Source organism: Mucilaginibacter sp. R-33 (genome assembly GCF_049949235.1).
Classification (GTDB): domain Bacteria; phylum Bacteroidota; class Bacteroidia; order Sphingobacteriales; family Sphingobacteriaceae; genus Mucilaginibacter.
The window spans coordinates 1,725,655-1,743,242 of the sequence record NZ_CP188089.1 but is presented as its reverse complement, the minus strand read 5'-3'; the positions used below and the strand labels follow the sequence as shown (position 1 = coordinate 1,743,242).

Here is a 17,588-nt window from a genome sequence, read left to right as displayed (position 1 = left end):
TTATTTACGGCGCTTTCTGTTTTTAGCCATCACCAAAATAAACCAATCAATCGCTTTGTTCTGGTGCCCCGTGGGTGACCTATTTCAAGGTAATCCTATCGGTCACCGGAATGCTTATAAGTCGCTGTTATTGAGCATGTTCAATATTTAAACATCTTGATTTCAGCAGGATATGTAACTAATTTTATTCACTTAAAAGCTTCAGCGATGAACAAATCTTTTAACCTGCTCTTTTACGTAAAGAGATCAAAAACAAATGCCGAAGGCCTCGCCCCTGTTTACCTGCGTATCACTGTTGATGGCGTACGCATCGAAGTCTCCTCTAAACGCTATGTCAATCCCGACAAATGGAACACAAATGGGCAAAAATTATCCGGCAACAATGAAGAGATAAAAAGTATCAATGCCTACTTGAAAACTTTAGAACACCAGGTGTATGACGTTCATAGGGATATGATGGAACGAAAGTTGTTGATCACCGCGACTAATTTGAAAGACAGACTTCTCGGCGGCAAGCCTTCACCTGGAAAAATGTTGGTGCCCATATTTCAGGAACACAACAGGCAGGTTGCCGCGCTTATTGGCAAAGAATATGCAAAAGGTACGCTTGACCGTTACGAAACAAGCTTGAAGCATACACAGGCATTTTTGATCTGGAAATATAATGCCCACGATATCGATATCCGGGCGATCGATCATGAGTTCATTATGGCTTACGATTTTTATCTCCGTTCAGAAAGAGGCTGCAACAATAATTCGACGGTCAAATACCTTAAAAATTTCAAGAAGATTATCCTGATCTGTATCGCAAATGGTTGGCTTGATAAAGATCCGTTTGTTAAATACAAACCAAAAGTAAAGGAAGTTAAACGGGATTTTTTAAATGCCGAAGAACTGGAGGCGATGGCGAATAAGCAACTGGTTAGCGACCGGGTATCTCAGGTAAGGGATATTTTTCTTTTCAGTTGTTACACCGGCTTAGCTTATGCAGATGTGAAGAAGCTAAAACGTACTGAAATTGTCACCGGAATCGACGGGCAGAAATGGGTTTACACCAGTCGGCAAAAAACAGATACTTCTTCCCGTATTCCTTTGCTTCCCCAGGCAATGGAATTAATGGCCAAGTATGAAGAGCATCCTCAATGCGTGAATGATGGTTTGTTGCTCCCTGTATTAAGCAACCAGAAAATGAATAGCTATCTGAAAGAAATAGCAGATGCCTGCGGTATCAACAAAGAATTAACCTATCACATTGCCCGTCATACATTCGCGACTACTGTAACGCTTGCAAATGGCGTTTCCATTGAAAGCGTATCAAAAATGCTTGGCCATACCAATATCAAAACCACTCAGCATTACGCCAAGATCCTTGATATGAAAGTAGCCCAGGACATGTCTAAGCTAAGGAAGCTTTATTAAACCGCCTATTTACACAACCATAGAGCCATAATTGGCTCTATGGTTAATCCTTAAATTTTCAAACAAGAAATCAATGAGCGATACAACTCCAATATCAGACGATATTATCATGACCAAGATCTATTATATCAGGGATCAGAAAGTGATGCTTGACAGCGATCTGGCTGAACTTTATGGTGTAGAAACACGGCGTTTGAACGAACAGGTAACCAGGAATTTAGACAGGTTTCCAGATGATTTTATGTTCAGGTTGAATGAATCGGAGTTTGAAAGTTTGGTGTCGCAAATTGCGACATCAAAACGAGGCGGAAGGAGAAAACTCCCATATGTGTTCACTGAGCATGGGGTGCTGATGCTTTCAAGCGTATTGAACAGCAAACAGGCCATCCAGGTTAATGTTCAGGTTATGCGGATATTCAACCGGATACGAAACATGTACCTCGATAATACAGAACTCCGGTTGGAAATTGAACAGATCAAAAGCAAACTGATCAGGCAGGATAAAAGCATTGAATTGGTGTTCGGCTATCTTGATGAACTGATCGAAAAAAAATCGCAGCCAATAGATAGAAAAAGAATTGGCTATATGCCGGATACTGATAGCTTTTAAAAAAAAGGCATTCAATTTACCTCTATGTATTTAGGAACACTGGCATGGATTTCCATGCCAGTGCATCCTTTATCTTATCTATACATCAATTGTTATCGTCTTGCCGCGATCAAAATTGCAATGCTCGTCCTGATGTACATATCCGAGTTGATTGGTCAGCAGCTTAGTTTTCCCGATATTAAATTCAGGAGTGGCATCGTGATGATGGCCGTATATCCAATAGTCAACACCGCTGTCCTCGATAAAAGCATCTAAGTCGGCTGCAAAAGCTTCATTTAAAACGCTGTCTAAATATTGTCTGGGATAATGCTGAAATGTGGGCACGTGATGCGACACAACGATGTTCCTGACATCCTCATTCCGGTTATCCGCTCCAGCCTTCAATGCAGTTTCGAGAAATGCCAGGGAATCAGAATGCATCTGGTTGTATTTTTCGACCGAGAACAACCTGCCCTCATCTCTGATCACCCTGAAATCCATCATCCCCCGTTCGATATAACGGGCTTTATATTTCGATATTTTTGACCATAGTGTCGTAAAATGGATCCTGACCCGGTTCAATTCAATAGTAGAATTGTTAAGCAGCGTCACGTTAGATCGGATCGACTCACGAGAAACACCTGATCTGTTGACTATATCGAAATGGTAAAATTCGTGATTGCCGGGAACCCAATACGTATGCTCATAATTGTCTGCAAGTAAACTAAAGAAATCACTATGGCGGTCAATATCTTTCAATGGCATAATATCTCCCGCCAATAAAAGGATATCTCCATTTACCTGCAAAGGGTTTAAAGCCATGTAATTCCGGTTTTCCGGGAACTCCAGGTGAAGGTCCGAGGCTATCTGTAATTGCATAATTGTAAATGTATTTAGTATTTATTTAACGATGGCACACTAAAGGTTCAGAAATCATTCTTATCCGCATCTTTCAACCATTCATCATTGCCAGGATCATAAGGATCCAGCCAGTCTGCTTTAGCATTCGCCCAAGCAAACCATTGCGGATCGGGATCCGGCATAGCCAATGTATATTCCCGGATGAGTTGAGCTTGCTTCCAGCGTTCGGCATCCCTCATCAATTCTTTGAAAGCTTCTTTTTCCTGTTTCTTTCTGGCTTCAAATTCAGCTTTTTCTTTTCTTTCCCGCTCCCAGTTTGCCTGCCAGATCCGCGCTTTCTCCAGGTAAAGTTCTTCCTCTTTTGCAGCCAGTTCCAACTTTGCCAGTATTTTGGGTAATTGCTCTTCGAGCAAAACTGCTTTAAGATCCTGCCATTCCGATTTCAGCCTCGTATCAATTCTGAAAACAACTTTCCCGTTCGGGTGCCATTCATAATTACGATAAGATTTATCATAAATCCTCACCTTAGTTGTCCGCTCCCGAAATGTTACTTTTAATTTGATGTCGCGTATCACGACATAACTCCCATCGTCATGCAGTTCAAATAAATAGCCACGTACCCTCACGCATTTGATAAGCGTATCCATAAAGCGGAGCGCACGCCCTACGTTAGCAGGTGAGACTTTGATATCCAGTTCCCGCTTTGCCGTGATTACCATGCCCGGAAAATTCGGATCAGTCAGTCTTTTCAGGCTCTCCCTGGCAGCGAGCGTAACCGGCTCTGGTCTGACGAGACGATCAGGGACTCTGAAAGGCAGCTTTTCAGATGCTATTTTCCTGGTATGAATTTTTAGCTGACAAACCTTTTTTACCGGTGCTCCGGCTGGTCTTTCATCAAGTACAGCCGGTTTATAAACTTTGCCGGTTATGGGCAGCACGGGCTGTTTCAGTTTATGTCCTGCCTGGATCTTAGCCCATTGTCCCCGCTTGGGAACAGGAACGTCCATGCGGATACATAACTTACGAAAGCCTACATCAGATATGATATATTTCTTCGCGATCAGTGTCATGGGTGTTTCCCAAACAAGCCGGTACAACTCTTCACGTGTAAATGTGATCATAATACCGGGGCTGCTGCCTTCAATTCTTCGGTATCGAACTCACCAAGGCTGCGCAGGTATTTTAATGTGATGACCACTGAGGAATGTCCCATGATCTTTTGAACCATATAAACATCCTTTGTTCGGCGAAACACGTCAATTGCGGCCGTATGCCGGAAAGAATATAGGGTTTGTTTAGGATAGATCAGGCCATGGCTTAGCATTTTCTTTTTTTTCACGGTTCCATTGCTTTCCAAAATAGGTTTGGTTAAAAGGTTCACTAATACCACTGAAGATATTATCTTCCCTTTTTAACTCCCGTAATACAGGTTCCAGTTCATCCCTGACGTAATCCGGTACGTAAACCACACGGATCTTGCCGCCTTTGTTTTCTGAGCCATCGAGATGAATCTCCGTATTGTCTTTCCTGAAGTGTTTCTTGGTTAACAACCTGATCTCTTCATGCGGACGTAATAAGCAACCGTAAGTCATCAGGCAGCACCGGTAAAGATTTGTGTGGTTAGCTTTCAGGAAAGTAAATACAGGCTCTAATTGTTCTTTTTCGTAAGCCAGATGGAGTGTTGCTTTAACCCGCCTGGATTCAGTTCTTTTCGCGGCCATCAAATCCTCGTCGATCATTCTTGAAGCGAGGTTAAAAAGTATGTTCAGCTCCCGCCGCCTGTTCATATAATACGTTGCAGAAGAACCGAAAAGCTGTAAGAACTCTTCAATCCTGGAGGTCGTCAATTCCCGGATCGACATTTCACGTCCGTCCGCTCCAAGAAAGTCCATGAAATGGTTAAAGGCATAGCGCAAATTGTTTTTGTGGTGCTTGCTTAGATCGGATTCGAGCTTTTTATTCAGGGCCTGCTGGAATAGCAGGCCGATTGAATCATTTTTTATTTTTTCGTTCATTAAGCAAAAGTCTTTCACCGAGAGTCAAAACCGCAATCACAGTGAAGCTGGCAGGGCCGGGGAATAATCCACGATCTCTGCCCGAACTTAAGCAGAGGTTGAGTACTTAACGATGGATGAAATAAGAAAATTGCTTGAAACTCCTGTGAAAGATGATCTGTATAAAAAGGTGGTATTATTGGCAATTTTGACCGGACTTCGGTTTTGTGATGTCAAATACCTTACCTGGAATCAGGTTCGCGGTGAACGAGATAGTTACTACCTGCAATTCCGTCAGCGCAAAACTTATAAGCCTCAACACGTTTATATTTCTAACCAGGCATTTGAATTAATGGGAGAACGTGGCAATCCTGAAGCGACTGTCTTTCCAAAAGTTAACTATAATTACACCCGGGATATGCTCAAAACATGGCCAAAGCAAGCGGGTATAAATAAACACTTAACATTTAGCTGCCTCCGACATACCTATGCAACCTTACAACTCGATCACGGCACAGATATCTTACCATATCAAAACTATTAGGGCACCGACACCTTAAAACAACGCAGCGGTATACCCGTGTCATGGACAAGGCAAAAAAAAGAAGCGGCGAACCGAATTGTCTTCGACTTTTGATCTGCGCACACCAGTCATATCACCGCTTAAACAACGGGAGCTGTTAGCAGGCAAACTGTCAAGGCCCGGCGATAGCCGGTTTATATAGCCTTGACAGTTTGCCTGCGTAGCTATCTTAGTGACCGCGGTGCTGTGATTAACCGATAATCCGCGGGCGGGAAAGGCAGGTGTGTATGAGGCACGAATACACTCCTGCATGTGCGGTGGTCAGGCTGTCGGCGTAATGGAACCCGGAGCGCGTAATGGAACCCGGAGCGCGTGGTGCAATGGAGCCGCCTGCCGCAGTCGCATGGCCATCCCTTCCTATCTAAAAATGAAACAAGCTAAAGGTTACTCATTTTGCCGATCTTACTTTCTCCAAATTATCCCTCGCCACTTTTTGATCCTTTTCTGCCTGATCGGCGATAGCTTTAGCGGCAGCAATCGCCTCCTGTTTCTCCATTGCCTTTTCAGCCTTAGCTATAAAAGTATTCGGATCATTCTTTATTCCCGTAATAATGGTTTCCGCAGTTTTAGGATACATCGCCCTAACCAGCCAAAAATTATAAGCTTCCTCGTTTAGCCGGTCATTTTGATGATTTAAATATAAAGCAGTTCCAAATGATCCGGCTGTAACAACAAAAGCTACCACCACCCCGATAATCAGGCTTTTTGACCATGCCCCAAAATGATGGCTATTTTTAACATCAATTACTTTAGGTACCCTCGAAACCACATCTTTTAATTCATCCATCTGTTGCTGGATCTTTTTATCGTCATAACGTTTATTGGCCGTTTCTATCCTGACTGATATCCGGTCTAACGTTTCCTTGTATTGATTTAAAAAACTCTTTAGAAAATCCGGCATTTCGGTTTCTATTATTGTTATCCTTTGAATGAACCCTTGTATCAGTTCCTCCAGCATTGTTATTTTTTCTTCCAGTTCTTCCTGTTGCATAATTCCTGAATTTGAATAGTTAAATAATCTTGTTTGTAATCACGCTACCTGCTTATCCCTTGCGATTGGGAATGCTCTGCTTCATGTTTCTTTCGTTTCCTTTTGGCTATGTCCGCATCCCCCAACGGATCGGGCGGACCGGCAACAAACTGCGGTTCCAGCAAAGTTTCGAGAATGCCTTTACCGCCACCTGGAACATGTACATGATCAGCCTGGGGATGCTGCCTGATCGCCTCCCGTAACTGATCGGCTAATGAAGGTGAATCCACTTTTCTTACTACATGTTCCTGCTGTGCCTGTAGATTCCGGTTAAGCTGCATATCGATCCTAGCATAACTCAAACTCCGGTCAATATCAGAACCTTTCATTTTGACATCGCCCTTTTCGAAAGAAATGCCCTGCACGTCATTACTACCGCTCCGATATTTATAAGCGATACCAATACCCTGCTTTTGTAGATTCGCTTCCAGTTGTTTCCAGTCACCTGATTGTTTAAGCGCTGCTTTAATGGCATCAAAAAGCTCATACCGGGTTTTCTCTTTTCCTTTTAAGGCTTGCCTGTTCACCTGTTCCTTGCCTTCTCCTAAATGATATCCATACTTTAGCGTGATCTCTTTGCAGGCTTTGACATTTTTGGCGAAGTTGTTTTTATCGGTAATGGTGTTACCATTATTATCTACCCTGTTATAGATCACATGTAAATGCGGGTGCTCCCTGTCATGGTGACGAACTATAACGAACTGGGTATTACGGATACCGACGTTATCCATATATTCTTTTGCCCGTTCTACCATGATCCCATCACTTAGCTTAGACAGATCTTCCCTGCTCCAGCTTAAAACCAGGTGCCCCACAGCTTTACCCAATTCCGGCCGCATCTTCCGTTGCAGGTTGAAATCATGGGTGATCGTACCGGCACTCTGCATGCGCACCCCTTCGGCAGCAATGATCTTCGCATCCTGCTTGTTCACCACATAACGGATACAGCCGCCAAAGCTTCGCCCGATGATTGGTTTACCCATCATGGCCGCTGATCTTAGTTAATAAATCCTCGATCTGTTTCAGCAAAGCCTGGCATTTCAGGGCAAGTGAAAAAAGCCCGGCCACATGGGCAAGGTGTGTCAGTTGATTAAGGTTATTGGCAAGCCCGGCTAACATCCTGAACCAACCGGTTTCTTCAACAGTAAAACGCGGGAATATTTTCGCGCTTTTGGCAGCCCTACGAAACCATTCGCTGGTTTTCAACCCTGCCTTCTTTGCCCGTCCATCAATAAGAACTCGTTCCGTCGGCGTTAACCGAACCATCAGGAAATCGCTCCTGCTGACCGCCTTTTTTGGCCTGCCCGGCAAGCGCTTTTTCTGTATTTTCTCTTTTTCAGATGATCCTGTCATAAAATACTTTCTTAAAACCTCTTCCCAAACCGACCAACGGGAGCGAGTTACCGGATCACCCCTGCGGGGTGTATCCGGGTTTTTGTGAAGCAAAAACATTAACTCGCTCCCTTCGAGTCGTAAATTTCTCCGCCATATTTCACACTGTCTGTATAGGTGCTGCATACCGCTTGCGGTATGTTATTCCAATGTTGCAAAACGAAGTTTTGCGCGGATTCAGACAGCATCCTTTTTTGCGACTGCTTATGCTTCCGGCCAGTAAACCAGGCTACCCAGCCTCGGATGATAGGACGGCTGATACCGGATATAACCATACTCATCCAACTCTTTAATGCACTTATGATAAGTGGCAATAGACGCGACCTTGGAAAACGCCATGAGCTTTTTCCGGGTCACACTAAATGGGCTTCTAAAACCGTTTCGCTGCCAGCAAACGAATAAGCCGGTAAACAGACTAAGGTGTGTTGGCAACAACCTGTTATCCTTTTCCATCCGTTTAAGCAAACTGGCATAGGCTGCCAGTTCTTTAACCATTTCCTTTCGCAGCGTCATTTGTATTCTCCTCCAGGATCTTATTGATATCTTCCAACTTGTAATACATGATGCTGCCTACTTTGGTAAACCGCAGCGTGCCATTGATCCGTAAATTTTGAAGTGTGCCAGGCGATATCCCCAACAGTTTTCTAACCTCCACGCTCTTTAACCATTTCTTGGTACTGCCCTGTCCGGGCTGTATGATCCTTTTGATCTCATTTAGCAGATCACTTTTAAATTCCTGTAAATCCCCTTTGGTGATCAGTTCCACATTCATCTGTTCCTCCTTGTTTTAATCGTTAATGGTTTGTTGCATGACATTCAACACCTCACTTTTTCTGAAGTACACCCTTTTATACAGGCGCAAATAGGGTAAACCTTTTTTCATCCAATCTGTAAGCGTAACAAGAGACACGCCGAGTTCGGCAGCAAGTTCTTGCTTGGATAAAAGTTTTTCTGAGTTAGCCAGCTGACTGCCGCCTGTTTTAAAATGTTCTTGTAGTTCTGCCCTCACCGCTTGGCGTATGCACAGGCTAAGAGCTTCTTGGTTGATTATCTGCATAGCATTTGTTTTGGAACAAATGTGTGCTGTACAGAATAGATTTCTTGACCATACAGAACTGCATGGTTAAAATGGAGTTGTTTAAAGAAAGGATTAATAGCTTATAAAATTCTGACTAACAGCTTGCTGATATACTGGCAAATAACTGATTACTTTGCCGGCAAATGAAAAAATCAATTCCTTTTTTTCGCGGGATTGATCGTAAATAGCTTTGCTTTTGCAGGAATATCGGCATGTTTATCTCCCGGGTCCCGCTTGTCACCTGGAAAATAACGGCGTATCGTTTCATAATTAATCTCTTTATCGCCCTCGCGGAAATACTTGCAGATCATCTTCATCCAAACGCTTTGTGTTTGCGAAAACATGAGTTCCCTCCCTTCAGGTGTTGTAAGTTCCTGCATTTGTAAATGCAGGTGTAAAACGGTATTTCGGTAGCCCTCTGGGATATTGATGTAACCCTCAGTTTCAAGCGCGGTCGATTTCTTGAGATCGGCTTTCAATTGGGTCACCTCATGTTTAAGTGCAATTATCTCCGATTCCTGCTGCGCTATAACTGCATCATTGGACTTGTGTATATTCCAGCGGTCAAGCGCGATTAACATTGTCGTAAACTTTTGCAATCGTATTATTTCCCGCTCATTCCTCAAATGATTTTTATCATAAACGTCCTTGCCCAACAACACTTTCAATTGCCGTTCAATGAGCGACCAAAAATATTTAAAGAATATCTCTTCTGTACCATCAGTATGCCTGGATAAATAATAAGCCAAGTGGCGTTGGTAAAATTCATCGATTCGGTCTTCTGGAATGGCAAACACTCTTTTAAAAAAGTGTTTTAGAAAATGAGACCTGTCCCATTGTAATGGATTGCCAATGTCCAAGGTATCCCTCGCAAAATCGAAACGATCACATGGTTTGAAATATGTTACGCTCATTTGATAGCGGGTTTATTCAAAAATAAGTGTTTCTGAGTAGGAAGAGAAACACTTTAAAGTATTTCGTTATGCAATTAGGGGTAAAATTTAAAAAGATCACCGAGAATAATTAATACTATTGGTTTGATCTTACTTCTTAGCCTTAGTTCTATTAGGCTATATTTTAAAAAATATCTTGAAAGCACAACCATTACCCGGCTTGCATTTCACTTCGACTTTACCACCGGACGCATTGACGATCTTCCGGATGAGATAAAGCCCGATTCCCGTACCTTCTGTCTCATTGCTTAACCGTTTATATTTTTTAAAAATTTTATCGATTTCTTCATTAGTGATCCCTATGCCGTTATCGCTGATGGTTAACACGATAAATTCACCATCTTTTTCAGTCTTGATGTGAATCTCCGGTAAACGATCGGCAGCGTGGAACTTCAGTGCATTGGTGATCAGGTTCAGCATAACGCTTCTCAGGTTCTTTTTGGCGAACCGGACCTCTTTTGTCTGAAAATCCGTATAGAATACCGCTTTTGTAGTCTTGATTTTTTCTGATAAGGTCTCCGTAATCTCTTTAAAAAGTGCTGGAAAGCTTTCCAGGATGTCTCCGGTATCTTCTGACTCCATATAGCCTACGCCGGCGAGGTCACGGATGATCGCCTTAAAATTGGAGACAGCTTTGTTCATCATGCCGGATAGCTCTACTACTTCAGGGTCTTTGGTATCCAGTTTATCATTGAGTATCTCCAGCAGCATTTCAATATTCACAATTGGCGCATTCAGGTCATGCGATGCGCCGAAAACAAAGTTGTTCAGGTCAGCATTAATTCTCAGCAGGCTTTTATTGCGGTTATCAAGACTGCGGTTACTAATGTCCAGATTTTTATTGCTGATATCCAGTTCCTGCAATAGTTTTTTCAGTTCAGTGATATCATAAAAACTGATAATAGCACCATCGGCTTTTTTACTGTTCTTCTTCAGGTATGGCATCGTCATTACCTGGTAAACCTTACCGTTGGTTGACTCTGCTTCCCGGGTAATGGGTTCTTCGTCATGTATAACGGCCCGGATATCATCAATTAGGGTCTCAAATTTAATATTGGTAGTAATATTACTGAGCGGCCGGCCAATGTCGCCTTCGCGTATGTTGATATGTTTTACCGCTCCCGGAGAATATCTTTTTAGCAGCAATTCGCGGTCAACAAACAACTGGCCGTTGGTATTGCTGCGGAAGTAATTATTCAGATCGTCATTCAGGTCCGTTAACTCATCAATGGTCAGCTGATGATTCTTGTTGACGGTTTGAAGTTCCTCGTTGACCGATTGCAGCTCTTCGTTCGTACTTTGCATTTCCTCGTTGGCAGATTGCATCTCCTCGTTAGCAGACTGGAGCTCTTCATTAAATGATTGCATATTCTCATTGGAAGAGGCGATCCGGTCCTCCGCTACTGCTACGGCATGTTTCAATTGCGCCACTTCTTGCTCCAGGCTGATCACATGCTCCCGGGTTACTTCGTTGATATCGCCCATTTGGATCATATGCTTTTCAGTGACCGCGTTCGCGCTTTCAGTAAACAATACCAGCAGCAACTTTTCACCTGACCCGGTCACGGTAAATGGGCTAAGGGTAATATTGATCAGTTGATCTTTGTTAAGGTTGACCTGGTCAAGCACCACCTTTTCGTCTAGCTTCATGGCTTTGTGGGCTGCTGCTTTAAAGATAACGGTCAGATGCTCCGGCAACAAGTCGGTGAGGTTGTGGTTAAAGTTGATGTTCTTTAAATAGGGTCGGGTATTGCCGAAGGACTGAATGACAGACAGGTTTTGATCCGTACATACTCCGTTGAAAGCAGCCTCTCTTAACAGCGCGGAGCTGACCTGGTCCAATAGCTCGTTTTTTGATACCGGGGCAATATATTTGGGAGGTATTTCCATGCGCGTTGTTTTCACTTCGCCAATATAATGAGAAGCAAATGCATCAAAACGTATAGCCCGGCCCGATTTATTGCTTTTCAGAATATTCCATTTGCTGCTGATCTCGTTAAAACCATCTTTGATGACCGATGCACTCTCGCTGAGGCCTAAAACCAGGTAACCACCTTGTTTTAAGCCGAAATGCAGCATGGCGAATACCTTTTGCTGCAAGGTCACATTCAGGTAGATGAGCAGGTTGCGGCAGCTGATCAGGTCGATATTACAATAAGGCGGATTCTTAGTCACGTCGTGTTGGGCAAAGATCAGCATTTTGCGTAGCTCATGTTTAACTTTAAAACCCGCGCCTTCTCTCGTAAAAAACTGCTGCAACCGCTCTTTCGATACGGTTTTGATAATACTCTCCGGATAAATACCTTTCGAAGCGGTATCTAACGCCGCCTTGCTAATATCCGAGGCGAAGATCTTGATCTCTATATTTTTAGGATGCTTGTTTAAATACTCTTTGATAAGTATCGCCAATGAGTAGGCTTCCTCGCCGGTTGCACAACCGGCTACCCATATTTTCAGTACCTCTGTCTGGTTTTTTTTGATGATTTCCGGGATGACCTTCTCTTCGATGATCTTAAAGGCTTCCGGGTCGCGGAAAAAAGAGGTTACGCTGATCAGAAAATCGTTGGCCAGCAAAGTGATCTCTGCTGCATTTCCATTTAAATATTGATAATATTTTTCAATCTTGCTGAAGTTAAGCGCGACCATCCGCCGCTTGATCCGCCTGATAATAGTCGCGCGTTTATAGTCGGTGAAATCCAGTGGGAGATTACCTTTAATCAACGTCAGGATCTGCGCGAGTTCTGCTTCGCTGATCTGGGCCGACGGCTGATCGGTCAGCAGTTCAAGCACACCGTCCCGGACATAATCTTCTATGATCTGGGGCATGGCTTCGGGTGACAGGATACAGTCGGCGGAACCCGTTGCGATACCGGCCTCGGGCATGCCTTTAAAGTTTGCAGTAGCGGGATCCTGTATAAGGACGATACCACCATTTTTTTTGATCGCCACAATGCCTTTTGAACCATCGTCGCCGGTGCCCGATAATATGATACCGATTGCTTTGTTCCCGCGTTCCTTGGCCAGGGAACTGAAAAAATAATCGATTGTCATATGCGGGCGGGGCTGGTCCTTTTTATCAGAAAGGATCAAACGGCCATTTTTCACGATCATGAATTTGGTGCTCGGGATCAGGTACACCGTATTTGATTTGATATCCACATTCTCAATGGCCTCAACCACCTGTAATTTGCTATGCTGGGCCAGGATCTGTACCATTTGGCTTTTGAAATCAGCCGAAAGATGCTGTATCAGGATATAAGATACGGAATCCAGCGGCGTGTAGTCAAAGAATGCAGATATTGCTTCCAGGCCGCCGGCAGATGCGCCGATGGCTATGATATACTGTTGATCAACAATTTTAGCCATGGCTGACAGGTTTATTAAAAGAGGTGTATATTATATAGTAAGCTATTAAATAAGCTTATTGTTTCATTGTTTAACTTTAACCGGAAAGGTGATCGTAAAAGCTGTCCCTGAACCAAGTTGGCTCTTGAACCGGATCTTACCGTTCATCAAGGCGGTATAACGTGTGACGATATTGAGGCCCAACCCGGTGCCGGGTATATTTTCGGTATTACGCGCCCGAAAAAAGGCTTCAAAAAGATATTTTTGATCTTCCTCGGGTATGCCAATGCCGTTATCGCTGATAATGATGGTCAGCTTGCCGGCGGTTATACGTGTAGAAAAACTAATCAACGAATCCGTGCCGGAATATTTGATCGCATTGCTGATCAGGTTGATGATACAATTTTTAAGCAGTGAGGGGTTGAGTGTTACAAACCGGTCATTGCCGAAATGGCGATAGCTGATTTGTTGCCCCCTTTTTGCGAGGGACTGCATATCGTCGGTAATATCGGTCGCGAATTTGACCACATCGAACTCACTCAGTATTGGATCGACCCGGCCGGTCTCCAACAACTCCAGCGAAAGGAAATCGTTCAAGATATTAGTCAGGTTATTTACCGCGCTCCTAATCGTATCGGTGTACTTCTTTACGATCGGGTGGTCCAGTTTAAGCGCGACACTACCGATCAGTTCGGCAGCAAGCTGGATGGACGTAAGCGGAGTTTTGAACTCGTGCGAAGCCATGGATACAAAGCGGCTCTTCAAACTATTCAGCAATTTCTCTTTCTCCAGTAAGCGGCTTACTTTCTCCTGGCTTACTTCCATAGCTGCAACCGATTCGGTCAGGCACTTGTTGCTGATATCCAGTGCCGCAAGCAAGGCCTTTAGTTCGGTGATGTCATAAAAGCTGACGATGGCACCGTCTATGTTATCGGTGTTCTGATGGATATAGGGCATGGTCATGACCTGATAGATTTTACCGTCAGTTGATTCCGCTTCCCGGATAATGGTCTGGCCGTCCAGCATAACCTTTTGAATGTCCGAAACGAGCGACTGTAACCTGATATTGGTCGTGATATGTGTCAATGGCCGGCCAATATCAGTTTCCCGGAGATTGATATGCTTTACCGTTGCCGGTGAAAATCTTTTCAGCAGCAGGTTGTGATCCACAAATAACTGCCCATTGATATTGCTGCGAAAATAATTATTCAGGTCGTCGTTTGACTCGGACAGTTCGGTATTGATCTGTTGCTGTTGCCGGTTAACCGTTTGTAATTCTTCATTGACCGATTGCAGTTCCTCATTAGCGCTGAGCATTTCTTCATTGGCCGACTGCAGCTCCTCGTTAACAGATTGCGCGTTTTCATCAGCTGACTTCATTGATGCATAGGCCAGCTCCAGCTTATGCTCGGCTTTTGCAAGTTTTTCTTCCAAACCGGCTTGGTGCTGCCGGGTAAGTAGCTGAAAATCCTCCGGCTTAAATATTGAATGGTCCGTGACTTTTCTTATAGGGGGCGTGAACAGCAGAAGCAATTGACGAGCTACCGATGCCCCGGTAACGAAGGGGTAAATAGCTATGTCGACGGATTGCGCGTTCGGGAATTCCAGCCCACGTAGTGTGACCGGTTGATTGGATGCCAGGGCCTGGCAGGCCGCGGCTTTAACGATCACAGAAACTTTATCAGGCAACAATTCCCCGAGTTCATATACAAAATTTTCGTCTTTCAGGTAGGCAGTTGTATCGCCAAATGCTTTAGTTACTGTCAGGCGATGATTAGTACAAACCCCATTTAATCCGGCTGCTTCGAGGATAAAGATTTGCTCGTCCTTTTTCATCATAATTGGGGATGCCGTTATAGTTTACCGTTTAGCACCGCTGATTGTTTAATTGGCTATACGGCCAGTCTATAGTAGTATATCAAATGTAATGAATTTAATATCAAATAATACAAATTATTGGTTTTCAGAAAATTATATTCGCTTATGAATTGGTGTAAAGATCATCGTTATTAAAATAAAGTTCTAAATCGTCGTTTTTCATCTGTTTTTTTCGTACATTATGTTCCTATGGGCAAACTAATAGAAACCTTCAGTAAAAAGGAACGGGAAAAGAAAAAGTTTAAAAAGCAACTTGATAAGAAAGACAAGGCAGAAGAAAGGAAAGCAAATTCAAACAAAGGAAAAAGCCTGGAAGACATGATGGCTTATATTGATGAGAACGGCAATATCACCTCAAGCCCTCCTGATCCGAATAAAAGGAAAATAATGAATGCCGAGGATATCCAGATTGGCGTACCTAAGCAGGAAAACCTTGCATTTGCTTATCCCGTGCGAAATGGCATCGTCGCCTTTTATAACGAATCCAAAGGTTATGGCTTTATCAAAGACCTCGCCAGCCAGGAAAGTATTTTTGTACACGCCAATGGTTTGACACAAGCCATCCGGGAGAATGATAAAGTAACCTTCGAAACCGGGCAGGGAGCTAAAGGACTTAACGCGATTAAAGTAAAAAAGTTATAGATATACTACCCGCGCTTTGCTCTCGCTAAACTCCTAAAGCGAGGTTGCCATATGGCTACATCTTATAACGCAGGCTATGATGTCGGGCCGTGCGGCACCGTGAACCATTTCAACGAAGTGGTTGGTCATCGTTTGCCGGACATGTTCATACTGGATATCCTGCTTCCCGACGGTAACGGATTGGACAATTGCCGGCAACTACGTAAAAACGAGCAAACAGTCGGGGTCCCGGTGCTAATCATGTCGGCACATCAGGCTAAGCAGGATGTCGAGGCCACAGTTTGCTGAAATGACTTTATAGTCAAGCCATTTAATATCGACCATTTCTTACAGCATGTAGATCAATTTATCGCCCGATCCAGATGTTGCAGCGACAAATATTATATGCCAGGCAAATAAAAAGAAACAAAAGACGTTTAATATTGTAGTCTTTAAAGAACCTGCTGTTTTTTGGCCGGTCAGCGCACTTAATCATTCCGCGCTGCCTTTCCTTTCTAAGTCCAGGCCACAGTGAAAAAAGCCCTCTCTGTTTTCTAAAATCACCAATCCATACCTGGTTATTTCCCGGTTGTCGAACTTTCCATTGCTATTAACTGAATATATGCTAATCATTCTCTCCTTTTTTATTGCCCACTGGTTCCTGTCCCTGTTTTTTCAAACTTTCTTTCAGCACCGTTATGCTTCACATCGCATGTTTACGACCAATAAGTTTTGGGAGCGGATATTTTATTTATTGGCCTATCTTTTTGAGGGCGCTTCGTTTTTAAATCCACGCGCCTATGCGCTCATGCACCGTGCGCATCACGCCTTCAGCGATACAGAACAAGATCCGCATTCACCGCATTTCTTCGTTGATGTCTTTCAGATGATGAAAGCAACGATCAATACCTTCAGCGATTACCTTAAACGGACGAAAGATCCGGAAGCACAGTTTCCCGGTCACTATCCCGAATGGCCGCTGGTCGACCGTATGGGTTCTGCATTGCTGTCGCGGATTTTATTCGGTGCGGCTTATACTGCATTCTATATTTTCTTTGCTCCTTATTGGTGGTTGTTTTTATTGCTGCCTATCCACTTCATGATGGGGCCCATCCATGGCGCTATCGTCAACTGGTGCGGCCACAAATACGGTTATACCAATTTCGATAATAAAGACAAATCTAAAAACACTACGCCGTTCGACTTTCTGATGCTGGGTGAACTCTTTCAGAATAATCACCATAAACACCCTAACAGCGCCAACTTCGGCAACCGTTGGTTCGAGATCGACCCGGTTTATCCTGTTATGAAGGCCATGCACTGGCTACGGATCATTAAACTGAGAAAAACTTATTAATTCAAATTATTAAAACATCATATCATGAGCAAAGACAAAGGCGGTAAAAACGTCAAAAAGGCACCGTCCACAGAAGGCAAAAAAGCCACTTCCGATTACCAGGCCGGGAAGAAAACAGTGTCGAAAGACGACGCAGCTATTAATAAAAAGAAATAAATGAGTGATCAAACTATTGAATTCCAGGCAAAGATATATTTCTATGACCTGAAGAACTGTGCCCGCGAATTCGGCTTCAAAGCCGATGAGAACTGGGAGCTCGGCATGGCCAGCAGCGTGGAAAAAGCAGCTATCGAAAAACAGTATTCCCCGACACTTTCTGTCAATATGCTGCCAGAGATGTTGGCTGAGGTACTCAGTTCCGTTAGGTTCAAATTAGCTCAAAAGCCGTCCGGAGTGGAAAAAACCTGGGACGCCACAGCAATCCGGAGGCAAAATTTACAATACCTGGTGGCCTATAGCCCTAAAAGGCTAAGGCGCTAAGCAAACAA

Annotated in this window: 20 protein-coding genes; 8 read left to right on the top strand and 12 right to left on the bottom strand. The window is 43.7% G+C overall.

Annotated elements, in window-relative coordinates; translation table 11 throughout:
* The first annotated feature begins 207 nt into the window (after window positions 1–207).
* Window positions 208–1,419 carry a site-specific integrase gene (locus ACP26M_RS07390; protein WP_426587554.1) on the top strand — a complete coding sequence of 404 codons (1,212 nt, stop codon included), beginning with the start codon at window positions 208–210 and terminating at the stop codon, window positions 1,417–1,419.
* Between the two features lie 73 nt (window positions 1,420–1,492).
* The gene (locus ACP26M_RS07385; protein ID WP_426587552.1) at window positions 1,493–2,029 is read left to right on the top strand and encodes an ORF6N domain-containing protein; all 537 of its coding nucleotides are present in this window, start codon (window positions 1,493–1,495) and stop codon (window positions 2,027–2,029) included.
* 78 nt (window positions 2,030–2,107) lie between these two features.
* Here ACP26M_RS07385 and ACP26M_RS07380 read toward each other — a convergent pair whose 3' ends face one another.
* From ACP26M_RS07380 to ACP26M_RS07370, 3 genes are all read right to left on the bottom strand, one after another.
* Complete coding sequence (locus tag ACP26M_RS07380) at window positions 2,108–2,887, bottom strand: metallophosphoesterase (RefSeq protein ID WP_426587550.1); 780 nt, start codon at window positions 2,885–2,887, stop codon at window positions 2,108–2,110.
* A gap of 47 nt (window positions 2,888–2,934) precedes the next feature.
* The gene (locus ACP26M_RS07375) at window positions 2,935–3,990 is read right to left on the bottom strand and encodes a hypothetical protein (RefSeq protein ID WP_426587548.1); all 1,056 of its coding nucleotides are present in this window, start codon (window positions 3,988–3,990) and stop codon (window positions 2,935–2,937) included.
* Window positions 3,991–4,164: 174 nt separating this feature from the next.
* Window positions 4,165–4,884 carry a hypothetical protein gene (locus tag ACP26M_RS07370; protein WP_426587546.1) on the bottom strand — a complete coding sequence of 240 codons (720 nt, stop codon included), beginning with the start codon at window positions 4,882–4,884 and terminating at the stop codon, window positions 4,165–4,167.
* Between the two features lie 112 nt (window positions 4,885–4,996).
* Here ACP26M_RS07370 and ACP26M_RS07365 point away from each other — a divergent pair, with 112 nt between their 5' ends.
* Window positions 4,997–5,407 carry a tyrosine-type recombinase/integrase gene (locus ACP26M_RS07365; protein ID WP_426587544.1) on the top strand — a complete coding sequence of 137 codons (411 nt, stop codon included), beginning with the start codon at window positions 4,997–4,999 and terminating at the stop codon, window positions 5,405–5,407.
* A 427-nt stretch (window positions 5,408–5,834) separates the two neighbouring features.
* Here ACP26M_RS07365 and ACP26M_RS07360 read toward each other — a convergent pair whose 3' ends face one another.
* The 9 genes from ACP26M_RS07360 to ACP26M_RS07320 all read right to left on the bottom strand — a co-directional run bounded on the left by ACP26M_RS07360 (window position 5,835) and on the right by ACP26M_RS07320 (window position 15,083).
* On the bottom strand, window positions 5,835–6,437 hold the full coding sequence (locus tag ACP26M_RS07360) for a hypothetical protein (RefSeq protein ID WP_426587542.1): 603 nt from the start codon (window positions 6,435–6,437) through the stop codon (window positions 5,835–5,837).
* Between the two features lie 44 nt (window positions 6,438–6,481).
* Entirely contained in the window at window positions 6,482–7,462 is a 981-nt protein-coding gene (locus tag ACP26M_RS07355) for a relaxase/mobilization nuclease domain-containing protein (RefSeq protein ID WP_426587540.1), read from the bottom strand.
* Window positions 7,452–7,829, bottom strand: coding sequence for a MobC family plasmid mobilization relaxosome protein (locus ACP26M_RS07350; protein ID WP_426587538.1), 378 nt, complete (start codon window positions 7,827–7,829; stop codon window positions 7,452–7,454). Before ACP26M_RS07350 ends, ACP26M_RS07355 begins: the two co-directional genes overlap by 11 nt.
* A 243-nt stretch (window positions 7,830–8,072) precedes the next feature.
* Window positions 8,073–8,381 carry a hypothetical protein gene (locus tag ACP26M_RS07345; RefSeq protein ID WP_426587536.1) on the bottom strand — a complete coding sequence of 103 codons (309 nt, stop codon included), beginning with the start codon at window positions 8,379–8,381 and terminating at the stop codon, window positions 8,073–8,075.
* Entirely contained in the window at window positions 8,356–8,640 is a 285-nt protein-coding gene (locus ACP26M_RS07340) for a helix-turn-helix domain-containing protein (RefSeq protein ID WP_426587534.1), read from the bottom strand. The genes ACP26M_RS07345 and ACP26M_RS07340 overlap by 26 nt, the downstream gene beginning before the upstream one ends.
* A 15-nt stretch (window positions 8,641–8,655) precedes the next feature.
* Entirely contained in the window at window positions 8,656–8,925 is a 270-nt protein-coding gene (locus ACP26M_RS07335) for a helix-turn-helix domain-containing protein (RefSeq protein ID WP_426587532.1), read from the bottom strand.
* A gap of 173 nt (window positions 8,926–9,098) precedes the next feature.
* A complete protein-coding gene (locus tag ACP26M_RS07330; protein ID WP_426587530.1) occupies window positions 9,099–9,860 on the bottom strand; it encodes a hypothetical protein in 762 nt (253 codons plus the stop codon).
* A gap of 156 nt (window positions 9,861–10,016) precedes the next feature.
* Window positions 10,017–13,265 carry a CheR family methyltransferase gene (locus ACP26M_RS07325; protein ID WP_426587527.1) on the bottom strand — a complete coding sequence of 1,083 codons (3,249 nt, stop codon included), beginning with the start codon at window positions 13,263–13,265 and terminating at the stop codon, window positions 10,017–10,019.
* Window positions 13,266–13,328: 63 nt separating this feature from the next.
* The gene (locus tag ACP26M_RS07320; RefSeq protein ID WP_426587525.1) at window positions 13,329–15,083 is read right to left on the bottom strand and encodes an ATP-binding protein; all 1,755 of its coding nucleotides are present in this window, start codon (window positions 15,081–15,083) and stop codon (window positions 13,329–13,331) included.
* Between the two features lie 228 nt (window positions 15,084–15,311).
* Between ACP26M_RS07320 and ACP26M_RS07315 the strand changes: the two genes are divergently transcribed.
* From ACP26M_RS07315 to ACP26M_RS07295, 5 genes are all read left to right on the top strand, one after another.
* Entirely contained in the window at window positions 15,312–15,764 is a 453-nt protein-coding gene (locus tag ACP26M_RS07315) for a cold-shock protein (RefSeq protein ID WP_426587523.1), read from the top strand.
* Between the two features lie 51 nt (window positions 15,765–15,815).
* Window positions 15,816–16,052: a response regulator gene (locus ACP26M_RS07310; protein WP_426587521.1), complete on the top strand. Its 237-nt coding sequence runs from the start codon at window positions 15,816–15,818 to the stop codon at window positions 16,050–16,052.
* Window positions 16,053–16,365: 313 nt separating this feature from the next.
* Window positions 16,366–17,100: an acyl-CoA desaturase gene (locus tag ACP26M_RS07305; RefSeq protein ID WP_426587519.1), complete on the top strand. Its 735-nt coding sequence runs from the start codon at window positions 16,366–16,368 to the stop codon at window positions 17,098–17,100.
* A 24-nt stretch (window positions 17,101–17,124) separates the two neighbouring features.
* Window positions 17,125–17,256 (top strand): hypothetical protein, encoded by a 132-nt coding sequence (locus ACP26M_RS07300; protein WP_354437251.1) that lies wholly within the window; start codon window positions 17,125–17,127, stop codon window positions 17,254–17,256.
* Window positions 17,257–17,580, top strand: a complete 324-nt coding sequence (locus ACP26M_RS07295) for a hypothetical protein (protein ID WP_426587517.1) — start codon at window positions 17,257–17,259, stop codon at window positions 17,578–17,580.
* Window positions 17,581–17,588 lie beyond the last annotated feature (8 nt).

Coding starts and splice junctions, on each gene's coding strand:
- ACP26M_RS07390 (WP_426587554.1), top strand. CDS start 208: ATGAACAAATCTTTTAACCTGCTCTTTTACGTAAAGAGATCAAAAACA.
- ACP26M_RS07385 (WP_426587552.1), top strand. CDS start 1,493: ATGAGCGATACAACTCCAATATCAGACGATATTATCATGACCAAGATC.
- ACP26M_RS07380 (WP_426587550.1), bottom strand. CDS start 2,887: ATGCAATTACAGATAGCCTCGGACCTTCACCTGGAGTTCCCGGAAAAC.
- ACP26M_RS07375 (WP_426587548.1), bottom strand. CDS start 3,990: ATGATCACATTTACACGTGAAGAGTTGTACCGGCTTGTTTGGGAAACA.
- ACP26M_RS07370 (WP_426587546.1), bottom strand. CDS start 4,884: ATGAACGAAAAAATAAAAAATGATTCAATCGGCCTGCTATTCCAGCAG.
- ACP26M_RS07365 (WP_426587544.1), top strand. CDS start 4,997: ATGGATGAAATAAGAAAATTGCTTGAAACTCCTGTGAAAGATGATCTG.
- ACP26M_RS07360 (WP_426587542.1), bottom strand. CDS start 6,437: ATGCAACAGGAAGAACTGGAAGAAAAAATAACAATGCTGGAGGAACTG.
- ACP26M_RS07355 (WP_426587540.1), bottom strand. CDS start 7,462: ATGATGGGTAAACCAATCATCGGGCGAAGCTTTGGCGGCTGTATCCGT.
- ACP26M_RS07350 (WP_426587538.1), bottom strand. CDS start 7,829: ATGACAGGATCATCTGAAAAAGAGAAAATACAGAAAAAGCGCTTGCCG.
- ACP26M_RS07345 (WP_426587536.1), bottom strand. CDS start 8,381: ATGACGCTGCGAAAGGAAATGGTTAAAGAACTGGCAGCCTATGCCAGT.
- ACP26M_RS07340 (WP_426587534.1), bottom strand. CDS start 8,640: ATGAATGTGGAACTGATCACCAAAGGGGATTTACAGGAATTTAAAAGT.
- ACP26M_RS07335 (WP_426587532.1), bottom strand. CDS start 8,925: ATGCAGATAATCAACCAAGAAGCTCTTAGCCTGTGCATACGCCAAGCG.
- ACP26M_RS07330 (WP_426587530.1), bottom strand. CDS start 9,860: ATGAGCGTAACATATTTCAAACCATGTGATCGTTTCGATTTTGCGAGG.
- ACP26M_RS07325 (WP_426587527.1), bottom strand. CDS start 13,265: ATGGCTAAAATTGTTGATCAACAGTATATCATAGCCATCGGCGCATCT.
- ACP26M_RS07320 (WP_426587525.1), bottom strand. CDS start 15,083: ATGATGAAAAAGGACGAGCAAATCTTTATCCTCGAAGCAGCCGGATTA.
- ACP26M_RS07315 (WP_426587523.1), top strand. CDS start 15,312: ATGGGCAAACTAATAGAAACCTTCAGTAAAAAGGAACGGGAAAAGAAA.
- ACP26M_RS07310 (WP_426587521.1), top strand. CDS start 15,816: ATGGCTACATCTTATAACGCAGGCTATGATGTCGGGCCGTGCGGCACC.
- ACP26M_RS07305 (WP_426587519.1), top strand. CDS start 16,366: ATGCTAATCATTCTCTCCTTTTTTATTGCCCACTGGTTCCTGTCCCTG.
- ACP26M_RS07300 (WP_354437251.1), top strand. CDS start 17,125: ATGAGCAAAGACAAAGGCGGTAAAAACGTCAAAAAGGCACCGTCCACA.
- ACP26M_RS07295 (WP_426587517.1), top strand. CDS start 17,257: ATGAGTGATCAAACTATTGAATTCCAGGCAAAGATATATTTCTATGAC.